Genomic DNA, 12436 nt, shown 5'->3' on the forward strand with positions numbered 1-12436 from the left:
AAAAAAAATTATATGCTCCTCATTTTAAGCATGTTTAGTAGGTGAAAAGCAAAAAACACCGATAAAATGGAGGTTTAAAGCGGAAAGAGAAATATGTAATTAGCTTTTCTGTAAGTAGTAGCCTACAGTAATGAGTCCGGAATAATAGCTGAAAACGATGAAAAATTCGATAAAAGGTCATTTTCTGCTCTTAATCCAGCATTATTTGTTTAGTGAGAATGCCTTTTTCGGAATGTATCCTGGCAAGGTAAACGCCTGGAGTGAATTTTGTTACTGATAATTTAATTTGCTTCTGATTTTCGATGTTATCATAGATAAATAACTCTTGTCCTAGGAGATTGTTTATATATACCTTTTCAATTTCAATGAAGGCGGGATTGTGAATGATCAACTGCCGACTTCTGCTAATGTAAACGGCAAACATTCTGTCTTCCAGTTTCCCGGAAGGATCTTCACAGTTGACATCTTCGAGTATTTGAGGAAGACTCCGGCCACAACTATTGACAGCTTCCACCTTAACAACATTGATGTCGGAACTATTTTGAATATCAGGCACTTCTACAGTGATGGTTCTTGTACCTCTTCCGGAACTAATCTTCCATGCTGCCGGTAAGGTCCAGTCGTAGCTGACGGCACCAGCAACTGCAGGAACAGAAAAAGTTGCTTTACCGTAGGTCCTGCAAATATTTAAACCTGGACCCAAGTTGTGAATGATCTTTTCAGGCTTTTCTGGTGGAGCTGAGGTCGCGGTTACAGTCAGTTTTGTTCCCCTGCTATCGCCGCAGAGGTTCAGTACCTTGACGGTGATTGTGCCACTACGGGAGGCAGTTTTGACTTCCACAGTGTTAGTTTCTTTTCCTGATAAGATCTCCCAACCCAGTGGGACAGTCCATTCATATCCTGAAGCTCCCTCAACCGCAGGGATGGAGTAGGTAACTATTGTTTGTGTAGAACAGACTTCTGTAGGGCCTGCAATGGAGCGAATAGTAGATAAACCATTTAAGATTTTGATGTCTCTTTGGCCTTCCAGATTTGTACCGCAGCCGGTTTCGACAGTTACTCGTACAGTACCACTTTCTCCGGAAGCTTCCGCAATTACTTCTATAGTATGCTTTTCATTTTTCACAAAAGACCATCCGGAGGGAATTTCCCACTTGTAGGATTCGTAAAATGAATCTGTTGAAAAGATCATCTTTTTTCCGGGACAAACTGTTGTGTCGCCGGTTATGGTTATTTCTCCTGAAGTACCGGAATTAACAGAAACTTCCATTTTTCGTAAAGGTCCGGTTCCACAATTATTTTTTACCTTAACTGTTATCTCCCCATTTCCGGAAGTTGGAGCTGTTACAGTAATGAAATTAGTATTGCTGGCCCCAAACCATCCGGAAGGCAGTTCCCAGATATATTCACCGGCCCCTTGAACTTCCGGAATTGAATAAGTTGCTGTGCTCCCTGGGCAGACTTCCGTTGGTCCTGAAATGATTTTAGAAATTGCAGGAGGTCCGGATTTTACCAATACAGGAAGCATTGCTGCTGTACCTGTTCCGCAGCTATTTTTTGCACTGACTTCAATATTTCCGGTTCCAGGAGGACCCGTGGTAACGGTGATAGAATTGGTGATGCTTGAGCCAGTCCATCCGTGGGGCAGCTTCCATAAATATTCTGAAGCCCAGGGGACCTCCGGAATGGAGAATGTAGCTGTAACTCCCGGACAGATTTCTGTTGCTCCCGAAATCTCTGTTGGGATTTCGGGTATTGCATCCTTCGAAGAAACAGTCAGGGTTTGTTCCTCGCTTTCTCCACAGCCATTCTTTGCTTTAACACGAATATTGCCATTTCCGGTGCCCGGAGTGACGATGATGCTATTGGTTTTACTGGAACCTGTCCAGCCTGTGGGAAGCAGCCAGATATATTCTGAAGCACCATTTACATCGTGTACCGAATAGGAAAATTTGTTTCCCGGGCACACCAAAGTCTCTCCTGAAATAGCAACGGGAACAGCGGGAGGGCTGTTGCTTTCTGTAATTTTTATAATGTTGCTAGAAAATTGAGCGACACAAGGCAATCGGGACTCTACCATTAGTTGGACTTCATCCCCATCCTGAAAAATATCTGAAGATAAATTATTGGAAGTGCTAATCACCGAGGAAATTCCATTTCTTTTTAGCTGCCATTTAAAAGTGGTTCCCGAACTTTGAGGGGTAAGGGTAGCTATACTGAAATTCACCGTTTCCCCGGGACAAATATTTCTGTTGTTCGCCTGAATTTTTGCTAATCCCGAAATATTTGGATTTACTGTTATTTTTAAATCACTGCTTGATTTTTTGCAGCCGGGAGCATTAGAAGAACTGACTTCAACCCTCACAAGATCTCCATTTTTTAATCCGGGGATGCTAACTTTTTTTCCGGTTTCCCTGGCCAAACCGTTGACTATCCATTGATAATAAAGATTATTTCCGCCGTCGGGCTTTGCAGTTAAGGTGATCGTTTCATTTTCACAAATAGAGATTCCCCCGAGTGCTTCAATAGAAACTGAAGCAGGGCAAGCCTGTCCAAATGTTTGTTGGGGCATGAGGATTAACAACACCGGTAAAAGCCATAAAAAAAGTAATTTTTTTACCATTGATCATTTCCTTGAGATACCTGATAATCTGTGGGGGAGAGGTTTCAGAAGAACCAAATTACAGTTTATTTTGGATACTTTTTTCGGATTTCGACCAATAGATATAATCACTGGATAAGATGAAGAAATCGCTCTAAATGAGGTTTTCTTAAACTGGTATTGTAGGAAAAATGATGTTAAAATTTTTAATAAAGTGAGCTGATCAGGCTTTTGAAATTAGACTGTGGTAAAGAGTTTCACATTAAACAGGATAATAAAAAAAGCCATCTAAAATGACTAATAATCATTAAAAGATGGCTTTAAATAGATAATTATATATGATTTATTCTCCCATAAAAGGATATCTGTAATCTGTAGCACTTACAAAAGTTTCCTTAATAGTTCTAGGGGAAATCCATCTGTAAAGGTTAAGAATTGAACCTGCTTTATCATTTGTTCCACTACCACGTGCTCCACCAAAAGGCTGTTGCCCCACAACTGCACCGGTTGGTTTATCGTTGATGTAAAAATTTCCGGCTGCATTTTGTAATGCGTTGGTAGCATGTGCAGCAGCATATCTGTCCTGCGAGAAAATGGCTCCTGTTAAGGCATATTCTGTAGCCTCATCGATTTCCTTCAGAGTTTCCTCCCATTGGTCATCTTCATATAAATAAATAGTAACCACAGGACCGAATAGTTCGGTACACATGGTGCTGTATCTTTTATTTGAAGTAAGAATGATGGTAGGTTCTACAAAATATCCTTTGGATTTATCATAGTTTCCTCCCACCACGATTTCTGCCTCATCATCTTCTTTAGCGCCGTCAATGAACTTGGCCAGTTTATCAAAGGACGCTTCATGGATCACTGCAGTAATAAAATTACTCATATCTTCAGGAGAGCCCATTTTAAATGATTTTAAATCTTCAATGACAAAATCTTTGATTTCCTGCCATAGACTTTTTGGAAGGTAAACCCTTGAAGCAGCACTACATTTTTGCCCCTGGAATTCAAATGCTCCACGGGAAATGGCAGTAGCTACCTGTTTTGGGTGAGCAGTAGGATGTGCTATAATGAAATCCTTACCTCCTGTTTCACCTACAATCCTTGGATAGGACCTATAGTTATGGATGTTGTCACCAATTTGTTTCCAAAGGTTTTTGAACACAGTGGTACTTCCGGTGAAATGAAGTCCGGAGAAATCACGGCTGGCAAGTACGGTGTCACTTATCATTTTTGGATCTCCCATTACCATATTAATAACTCCATCTGGTAATCCGGCTTCCTTGAATACTTCCATGATCACTCGTGCAGAATAAACCTGGGAGTCACTTGGCTTCCAAATTGCCACATTACCCATCAGGGCAGGTGCAGATGGAAGATTTCCAGCAATTGCGGTAAAGTTGAAAGGAGTAACGGCGTAAACAAATCCTTCAAGAGGACGATATTCCAGCCTATTCCATGCTTCCGAAGAAGATTCCGGTTGCTCTTCGTAAATGCGTGTCATGTATTCTACATTGAAACGTAGAAAATCGATCAATTCACAAGCCGAATCAATTTCGGCCTGGTAAATATTTTTTGACTGTCCAAGCATGGTAGCAGCATTGATCTTATACCTGTAAGGCCCTGCGATCAATTCGGCTGCTTTTAAGAAAACGGCAGCTCGCTGCTCCCATTCCAGATTAGCCCATTTTTCTCTCGCCTCCAGTGCTGTGCTTATTGCTTTTTCAACATGCTCTTTGGAGGCCTTGTGGTAGGTTCCTAAAATATGTTTATGGTCGTGTGGAGGGCTCATGGTGGCTGTATCCCCTGATTTTATTTCTTCGGAACCAATGTAAAGTGGCACCTCGACAGTGGAATTGTACTGGCTTTTATACTCCTGAAGTACTAATTCCCTTTCCGGAGTCCCGGGAGCATACGATTTTACAGGCTCATTAACCGCCTGAGGAACTTGAAAAACACCTTTTCCCATAATTTATTTTGTTTTTATTTTGTTGTTATAAATGCTTTGTAAATGTAAAAAAATCAAAAGAACTTTAACGGCAATGAAAAAGCCTGAACTTTAAGTGAACTTTTTGTTTTCAAAGCCTCATTTCTTAGAAAATTCATAAAATGTGTACCATAACCTTTGTGCCTACTTCAGCAGCATCTAAAGAATTCATTCTTACGTCCAATCGGGATGAAGCTGTCGACCGAAAAACCTTAGTCCCCAATACTTATTATGAAAACGGAACTGCTTTGTTGTTTCCTAGAGATGCGCTGGCAGGTGGTACCTGGATTGGCCTTAGTGAGAAAAAACGGGTGGTATGCCTGATGAACGGCGGATTTGAAAAGCATCTTCGGAAGCCTTCTTATGCGAAGAGCAGGGGAGTGGTGGTAAAAAATCTTCTTGCTGCCGGAGATCTTTTGCCCGCATTCGAGTCGGAAGATTTAGAGGAAACAGAACCATTTACCTGCATTGTGGTAGAGTGGAAGAAATCCCTTGATTTATATCAGCTGGTATGGGGTGGAAGCGAACGGCATATTCAGAAATTACCACTAAAAAATCACATTTGGGCCTCTTCTTTTCTTTATACTCCTGAAACAAGATTGGAGCGACAACAGCATTTTAAAACTTTTAGCTCAGGAAATAATCTTACGCAGGAAAAAATAATGAACTTCCATTCTTCTGAAGATGCAGAAGGCGGTAAAGGATTAATTATTGATAAAGGTATATTGAAAACTTGCAGTATAACTCAGGTTGAAAGAACTTCAGAAGAGGTAAAAATGATCTATAAAGACCTTTTAAGAGAAGGAACTCCTGTTTTTGAGACTAAAAAATACTGGTAATGTCCTCTTTTAAAGCAATTTAATTTAACGCAAACGGAGCGCTTAGTTGAAACGAAGGGATGGCTACCCTGAACTTTCTGGTAGAAGTAAAATTTACCATATTATAGAATCCACTCATGGAGCCGAAGGGAGAAGTTAAAAGGCTTCCGCTTTTATAGGTATGAGATTCTCCCGGCTTTAAAACAGGTTTTTTCCCAATCACTCCTTCGCCTTCTACAATTTCAGTGTTGTTAAGAGAATCTTTTATTCGCCAGAAACGGGAAGTGAGTTGTACAGAGTCTTTACTTTGATTTTCAATGGTGATTTGATAGCCAAAGGCAAAATGCATTCGGTAATTTCTATAGAAAGTCCCTTCGAAACTGGTTTCGATTGAAATCTTAATGCCTCTAGTTACCTGTTGTACCATGATTAATAAACCGCGAATGATGCAATCAATGAAAATATTGTTGCAATTACTGCTAAAATAAAGAATATTCCGTTTATAATTATAAATTTTAGAATGGTTTTAACTCTTCCCTGCCTGTAAAATTTGCGCATTGCCTTATATAAATAGAAAAGAAAGAAGAAAGTTCCTATGGTTTTTCCTGTACCAATATTAAATGTATAATCTACGATAATGGCTATGCTGAAGAGGACAAACCACATAGTTTGGTTATGAAAAGTGAAAATTAGGTGTTCCATATAAGAAAAAGTCCGGCGTGCATAAACCAGCCAGATAAAAAGGGCAAAGACCGGTAAGTAGAAGAAAATGATAAACGGAAGTTTGCTGAAAAAGTAATCTATGAACAGGTTTGGATTGGAGGAGATAAGGTTGAGGTCTATAGTTTTCTTATACAGCCATTTATTGAAGCCGGTCTGATCGTACTTAAGGCTTTCCATAGCTTTTGTGGAAGCTGTTATTTTATTGTCATCATAAAATTTAGAAAAGATCTTCATTTTTGTGGCCGATCTTGTCCAGAATCCCATAGTATCCAGTTCTTGTTGAGAGAGATAGATTTCTTCAAGGGTTTCGTCTTCATCATTTAGCAGGGTAAATGAATTCTCATTAGCGGTGCTTTCCACCGGCAATTCGGCATCTGCGATTGCAGAATCAATTTCCTTCTGAATTTCTTCGTTATTTATTTCATTAGCGGCTGCACTTGCTTCCTGTATGCCTTCAGAATCTGTAGTGAATCCCCAGATAATAAAAAAAACAATAGATGCACTAAGGTAAAACCTGTAGGGGTTAGCATAACGCTGACGTTTACCTTCTATGTAATCCTTAGAAATTTTTCCTGGATTAAACAACAGGGAATTAATGGTGCGATACACCCTGGAGTCGTAGGCAAGAATACCGGCAAAGAACTCATTAAAGAAGTCATTAAAGGTGAGTTTCTTAGTACTGTTTAATTGTCCGCAGTTGTGACAGTACTTCTCACTTTTGTCAAGAGGTTGAAAGCAGTTAAGGCATTCTTTGCCTCGGTACTTCAAAAGTTTACGTTCGGGCTGCATTGATTAAGAATAAACTAATCAAATATAAATTTAAATTCAATTAGTTTGAAATATTAACAGAGGTGGCGCTGCCAGTGCCAATTATCCGGTCGTATCGCGCTCCCAGATTCCGGTAGTAGATGAGCACGGTATAAATATTTTCGGTATTGACGAAATTTCCGCTAATAAAACCTTCATCCAGAATTCCGTCTTTTCTAAGCAAAACATATTTGTAGTTGTAAAACCCTTGTTTAAATAACCTTGCTGTTTCATATCTTCCGGTTCTGGAATTGTATTCCAGATGTGTAGATTCATCTAGCTCAAAATTATTGAAACCGCCATAGATATGCAGTTCTCCGCCCTCTAAAGGTTCGTAGGTCTCAAGGGCGAAATGGGTCCATACGTATTCAGATTCTATGTCTGGATTCTGACCCTGTAAAGTGCGTACCACAAACCCACCGTTTATGTCGGGGTTGTAGGTATATGGATCAAAAGCTCTAATGCGATCCCGGTTTAGAAAATGATGATAAAGATCCCGAACTTCTATCCTTCCAATACTGGCAGTAGCGGCACGAAGATCCTTGCTGTCAAAATCAAGATATTCATTTCCTGCCCAAAAAGAAGTGAGCTCGTCGTACCTGTAGATCAATTCGTTTCCTACCGTGTATTGAGGTTTTATATTATAAATACCTGTTTTGGAATTGTAATTTTGAAGGATCACAGCTGAAACCGTTTCGTCCGGATTCTTAAGTATGAAATCTGGGGAATCTACACGAAAATTTACAACTTGCCTGGAATGAATAAGCTTTACATCCCGGGCTCTTTTAACTTCTACTTCTACCTGAGCCAGAGATTCGTAAACAATAAATTTTCTGGAAAAAACCAGTTCCCGGTTGGCGTTAAAGATGTTTAGCATGTAATTGCCACTAACCTTTAAACCACGGGTGTCTTCATTTGGAATTCTAAGGCTGTAGTGGGAATATAACTGTAAGGTGTTGTAGGAATTTTCGTAATTAAATAATCGGATGTTGTCAAAGCCTTGCAAATATTCGGCTTTTACAAGCTGAGAGGGTGTCCAGTCATAGTTGTAGTGCTCGATGGTATAGTAGTAGTCGGCTTCATCTCCAATGATATCATCAAATTCCAGATGCAGTGGTTCTCCCAGTCTTACCACCGGAATTCCGCTTCTCAATTCATTTCCGCCAAAAGTTACAGTGCGGATATAATTTGGGGGCACAATTTCCTGTATTACCTGAGCTCCCATTCCAGGGAGGAAGAGTATCGTGTAAATAAAGAGGATGGAAAATATCTTCATTGGCCAAATATATATCAAAATACTGAAAAACTGATCAAGATCATTGTTCGGTCATTTTAACACCCCGTGAACGGAATTAATTGTCATTTATTTGGGAAGTGTGCCATTAAAATATGTAAATTTGCAGCAATTTTTAAACGAAAATTTAACACTCCATCCTATGTCAAACGACATTAGAATTAAACGAGGGCATACACTACGATTAAAAGGGGAGGCTGAAAAAACTTTGATTGACGCCCCGCGATCAAGATCTTTCGCGATTAAGCCGCCAGATTTCCATTCAATTATTCCGAAAATGGTTCTAAAAGAAGGAGCTAAGGTGCAAGCCGGTGATGAGCTTTTCTTTTCCAAATATACCGGGGAAGTGAAATTTACTTCTCCTGTAAGCGGTACGCTTAGAGAGATTAAGCGTGGGGAGAAAAGACGAATCATGGAAGTGATCATTGATGCAGATCCCCAGGATACCTACAGGGAATTTGGTGCAATGGACCCTCTTACTGCCGATTCTGTTGATGTGAAAAACAGAATCCTGGAAAGTGGATGCTGGGCATTTGTGAATCAAAGACCATACGATATTGTAGCAGATCCTAAAGATTCCCCTAAAGCAATTTTTGTTTCTGCAATGAATACTGCTCCGCTATCTGCAGATATTGAATTTATCTTGCAGGACAGGCTGGAGGCATTTCAGGTGGGGCTTAATGCTTTGACCAAGTTAACCAGAGGTAAAGTTCATCTTTCTGTGGCGAAAAAAGGCGGTTCTTCCCTTAATGGTATGAAGAATGTTGAGCTTCATGAAGTATCAGGTCCGCACCCCGCCGCAAATGTGGGGGTTCAAATCCATCATGTTGATCCTATTAATATGGGTGAGCGTGTGTGGACAGTAGGACCGGAAGATGTTGCCAACATTGGAGAACTTTTCCTAACCGGAAAGTTTAATGCTGTTCGTACTATTGCAGTTGCCGGAAGTTCTGCTGAAAACAGAAAGTATTTCCGTACGAAGATTGGTGCTAATGTTTCAGATTTAATAGGAACAGTGAGTGATAATGTAAGGATTATTTCTGGTGATGTTTTAACGGGAAAAAAACTTTCCAACGGACAATATGTAGGTTTCTTCCCGAATGTGGTAACATTAATTCCAGAAGGGAATAAGTACAGAATGTTGGGATGGTTGCCTTTTACATATAATGATATTCCTTCAAAATCTCGTACCAACCTATCCTGGATGTTTCCGAATAAAAGGTATGACGTTGACACGAACCTTCATGGCGAGGTAAGGGCTCTGGTTGTGACCGGGGAAATGGAGGCTGTTGTGCCAATGGATCTTTTCCCGATGCAGCTGATAAAAGCCTGTATGGCCGGTGATATAGAAAAGATGGAAAGCCTTGGTATCTATGAAGTGGCTCCTGAAGATTTTGCACTGGTTGATTATGTGAATACTTCAAAAATTGAAGCTCAGGAAATTATACGATTAGGATTGGATTTAATGATTACCGAAGTAGGATAAACAGTTCACTATGGAATGGATAAGAACAAAATTAGATAAATTAAGAGAGCCTTTTAATCAAGGTAAAAAATACGAAAAGTTTGCGCCGGCAATAAATGCCTTTGATACGCTTCTTTTCACCCCTAATCACACTACCAGTAAGGGTGCGCATGTAAGGGATGCCGTAGATCTCAAAAGAGTGATGATCACGGTGGTGCTTGCATTGATCCCTGTGCTGTTGTTTTCTATGTGGAATATTGGTTACCAGTATCTTTCACAAATACAGGCGGAGGTTGGTTTTTGGGAAGCTTTTGGTCATGGGGCATTAAAGTTAATGCCTATGGTCGCAGTGTCTTATATAGTAGGTCTGAGCATAGAATTCGCTTTTGCTATTTACAGGGGGCATGAAATTAATGAGGGTTACCTGGTAACGGGATTGTTGATCCCCATGATTATGCCTATTGATATTCCTTTATGGATGGTGGCGGTTTCTGTTGTGTTTGCTGTTTTAATTGGTAAAGAAGCTTTTGGAGGAACCGGAATGAATATCCTTAATCCTGCATTAACAGCGAGAGCCTTTGCCTTTTTTGCATATCCTACATTCATGTCGGGTAATACGGTTTGGGTAAGTAACGCAGCCGAAGTAGATGGTGTTTCGGGAGAAACAATTCTTGGAACTCTTGCAGCCGGCGAACAGGTGCAATACAGTACTATGGATATGTTCCTTGGAGTAATTCCGGGATCGGCTTCAGAAACTTCAGCAGCATTGATCCTTTTAGGAGCATTATTGCTGATATTCACAAAAGTTGGTAGCTGGAGAATAATGCTGAGTTCTGTAATTGGAGCTTCGGTAATGGGATTGATCTTTAATGCACTGCCGTCAATGGGACTGGAAGGTAATGAATTGACTAACTTTCCTTGGTATGAACACTTATTAGTGGGAGGACTGGCTTTTGGTATTGTTTATATGGCTACAGATCCTGTTTCGGGTGCACAGACGACCAGAGGAAAATGGGTTTACGGATTTTTGATAGGGTTTTTCTCTGTAATGATCCGCGTATTCAACCCTGCTTATCCGGAAGGGGTGATGCTGGCGATACTTTTAATGAATGTATTTGCACCCACCATTGACCATTACGTGATACAGGGAAGTATCAAACGAAGGAATAAAAGAAAAAGTCCGGAAGGAATAAATCCACAAGTTAATACAGCAGTTTAATTATGGAAGAAAAATCAGTAAATAAAACGAACACCAATTCGTACACCTTTATCTTTGCGATAGTAATGGTGATCGTGGTGGGAAGTGTGCTGGCCTTTGCTGCCACTTCTTTGCAGCCAATGCAGTATGAGAATATGCGGATTGATAAAATGCAAAGTATTCTAATGACCGTTGGGGTGGTTGCCCAACCAGATGAAGCACAGGAACTTTACGAGCAGTATATAACAGAAGAGATTGTACTGGATAGTGAAGGTAACGAAAGAGAAGGGGTAGATGCTTTTGATGTAGACCTTGCAAAAGAACTCAAAAGATCTGCGACCGAACAGAATTTTCCGTTGTACAAAGCGAATGTTGATGGAGAAGCTTATTATATCATCCCACTTAGGGGAGCCGGATTATGGAATGCGATTTTTGGCTATATCTCTCTTCAGAATGATGTAAACACCATCAAAGGAGCTACTTTTGATCACCTTGGTGAAACACCGGGACTGGGTGCAGAAATTACCCAGGAATGGTTTAGAGAGCGTTTTGCAGAAGAAAAGATCTTTGATGATACCGGAAATCTTGTAGGGGTTTCTGTTGTGAAAGGAAATTCAAGTGCGTCTAAGGATGATAATAAGGTGGATGCCATTTCAGGTGCAACCATTACTGGAGACGGAGTTTCAGATATGATCTCTGAAAGGCTTCAGCATTATTTACCTTATTTCGAAAGTGAAACGGACGTTAATGTTTCAAACAACTAAAATTATGGCACAGGAAATAAACAATAAGCCTGAGCAAAATGCTGAGGTTACAAATGAAGAAAAGGAAGCTAAAAGAAAAGCAATGGTACTCTTCCTTTCAGATTCTGAAGAGAGAGAGAGCTTATTTTCTAAAAGGAACAAAAAACTACTAAGCGATCCTTTAGATGATGATAACCCAATTACCGTTCAAGTTCTTGGTATCTGTTCTGCCCTGGCAATTACTGTTCAAATGGAGCCGGCCATCGTTATGGCGATTGCTGTAACCGCTGTAATGGCTTTTAGTAACGTAATTATTTCAGCTCTAAGGAACATGATTCCAAGTAGGATTCGTATTATCGTCCAATTGGTTGTGGTAGCATCATTGGTGGCTTTGGTTGATCAAATCTTGAGGGCTTATGCTTACGATGTCAGTAGGCAGCTTTCAGTTTTTATCGGGTTGATTATTACCAACTGTATTGTAATGGGACGTTTGGAAGCATTTGCACTTGGAAATGGATTATGGAGGTCTTTCCTTGACGGTATTGGAAACGCAGCAGGTTATGGTCTTATTCTTATTATAGTGGCTTTCTTTAGAGAACTGCTGGGCTCCGGTAAATTATTTGGATATGAGATACTTGGGCACAAAGGTGTGACCATGGCAGAATCTACAGGATTATATGCTCTTGGTTATGAAAACAATGGTTTGATGTTGCTTTCTCCTATGGCTTTGATAGTGGTAGGACTGCTAATCTGGGTACAAAGAGCCAGAAACAGAAAACTCATCGAGAACTAATCG

General features: G+C 40.2%; 10 protein-coding genes. 5 read left to right on the forward strand and 5 right to left on the reverse strand.

Annotated features, from left to right (window positions below):
• Positions 1-190 precede the first annotated feature (190 nt).
• Entirely contained in the window at positions 191-2572 is a 2382-nt protein-coding gene (locus tag IE056_RS03100; RefSeq protein ID WP_189603207.1) for a PKD-like domain-containing protein, read from the reverse strand.
• Between the two features lie 373 nt (positions 2573-2945).
• The gene (pruA, locus tag IE056_RS03105; protein ID WP_189603208.1) at positions 2946-4574 is read right to left on the reverse strand and encodes an L-glutamate gamma-semialdehyde dehydrogenase; all 1629 of its coding nucleotides are present in this window, start codon (positions 4572-4574) and stop codon (positions 2946-2948) included.
• Between the two features lie 140 nt (positions 4575-4714).
• On the opposite strand from pruA, the gene IE056_RS03110 reads away from it, so the two are divergent.
• Complete coding sequence (locus tag IE056_RS03110; RefSeq protein WP_189603209.1) at positions 4715-5431, forward strand: NRDE family protein; 717 nt, start codon at positions 4715-4717, stop codon at positions 5429-5431.
• Between the two features lie 19 nt (positions 5432-5450).
• On the opposite strand, the gene apaG is transcribed toward IE056_RS03110, so the two are convergent.
• The 3 genes from apaG to IE056_RS03125 all read right to left on the reverse strand — a co-directional run bounded on the left by apaG (position 5451) and on the right by IE056_RS03125 (position 8216).
• Positions 5451-5837 (reverse strand): Co2+/Mg2+ efflux facilitator ApaG/CorD, encoded by a 387-nt coding sequence (gene apaG / locus IE056_RS03115; protein WP_189603210.1) that lies wholly within the window; start codon positions 5835-5837, stop codon positions 5451-5453.
• A gap of 2 nt (positions 5838-5839) precedes the next feature.
• Positions 5840-6901: a DUF3667 domain-containing protein gene (locus IE056_RS03120; RefSeq protein ID WP_229793633.1), complete on the reverse strand. Its 1062-nt coding sequence runs from the start codon at positions 6899-6901 to the stop codon at positions 5840-5842.
• A gap of 61 nt (positions 6902-6962) precedes the next feature.
• The gene (locus IE056_RS03125) at positions 6963-8216 is read right to left on the reverse strand and encodes a type IX secretion system plug protein (protein WP_189603212.1); all 1254 of its coding nucleotides are present in this window, start codon (positions 8214-8216) and stop codon (positions 6963-6965) included.
• 160 nt (positions 8217-8376) lie between these two features.
• Here IE056_RS03125 and IE056_RS03130 point away from each other — a divergent pair, with 160 nt between their 5' ends.
• The 4 genes from IE056_RS03130 to IE056_RS03145 all read left to right on the forward strand — a co-directional run bounded on the left by IE056_RS03130 (position 8377) and on the right by IE056_RS03145 (position 12433).
• A complete protein-coding gene (locus IE056_RS03130; protein ID WP_189603213.1) occupies positions 8377-9720 on the forward strand; it encodes a Na(+)-translocating NADH-quinone reductase subunit A in 1344 nt (447 codons plus the stop codon).
• A gap of 10 nt (positions 9721-9730) precedes the next feature.
• Entirely contained in the window at positions 9731-10918 is a 1188-nt protein-coding gene (locus IE056_RS03135) for an NADH:ubiquinone reductase (Na(+)-transporting) subunit B (RefSeq protein WP_189603214.1), read from the forward strand.
• Positions 10919-10920: 2 nt separating this feature from the next.
• Positions 10921-11661, forward strand: a complete 741-nt coding sequence (locus tag IE056_RS03140; protein WP_189603215.1) for a Na(+)-translocating NADH-quinone reductase subunit C — start codon at positions 10921-10923, stop codon at positions 11659-11661.
• An 82-nt stretch (positions 11662-11743) separates the two neighbouring features.
• Complete coding sequence (locus IE056_RS03145) at positions 11744-12433, forward strand: NADH:ubiquinone reductase (Na(+)-transporting) subunit D (protein ID WP_373297278.1); 690 nt, start codon at positions 11744-11746, stop codon at positions 12431-12433.
• Positions 12434-12436 lie beyond the last annotated feature (3 nt).

This window comes from Salinimicrobium marinum (genome assembly GCF_014651535.1).
GTDB classification, from domain to species: domain Bacteria; phylum Bacteroidota; class Bacteroidia; order Flavobacteriales; family Flavobacteriaceae; genus Salinimicrobium; species Salinimicrobium marinum.

What these genes read in the sequence shown, in the direction of transcription:
- IE056_RS03130 (WP_189603213.1), top strand. Translation starts at nt 8,377, where the DNA reads ATGTCAAACGACATTAGAATTAAACGAGGGCATACACTACGATTAAAA.
- IE056_RS03125 (WP_189603212.1), bottom strand. Translation starts at nt 8,216, where the DNA reads ATGAAGATATTTTCCATCCTCTTTATTTACACGATACTCTTCCTCCCT.
- IE056_RS03135 (WP_189603214.1), top strand. Translation starts at nt 9,731, where the DNA reads ATGGAATGGATAAGAACAAAATTAGATAAATTAAGAGAGCCTTTTAAT.
- IE056_RS03100 (WP_189603207.1), bottom strand. Translation starts at nt 2,572, where the DNA reads ATGCCCCAACAAACATTTGGACAGGCTTGCCCTGCTTCAGTTTCTATT.
- IE056_RS03140 (WP_189603215.1), top strand. Translation starts at nt 10,921, where the DNA reads ATGGAAGAAAAATCAGTAAATAAAACGAACACCAATTCGTACACCTTT.
- IE056_RS03110 (WP_189603209.1), top strand. Translation starts at nt 4,715, where the DNA reads ATGTGTACCATAACCTTTGTGCCTACTTCAGCAGCATCTAAAGAATTC.
- apaG (WP_189603210.1), bottom strand. Translation starts at nt 5,837, where the DNA reads ATGGTACAACAGGTAACTAGAGGCATTAAGATTTCAATCGAAACCAGT.
- IE056_RS03145 (WP_373297278.1), top strand. Translation starts at nt 11,744, where the DNA reads ATGGTACTCTTCCTTTCAGATTCTGAAGAGAGAGAGAGCTTATTTTCT.
- pruA (WP_189603208.1), bottom strand. Translation starts at nt 4,574, where the DNA reads ATGGGAAAAGGTGTTTTTCAAGTTCCTCAGGCGGTTAATGAGCCTGTA.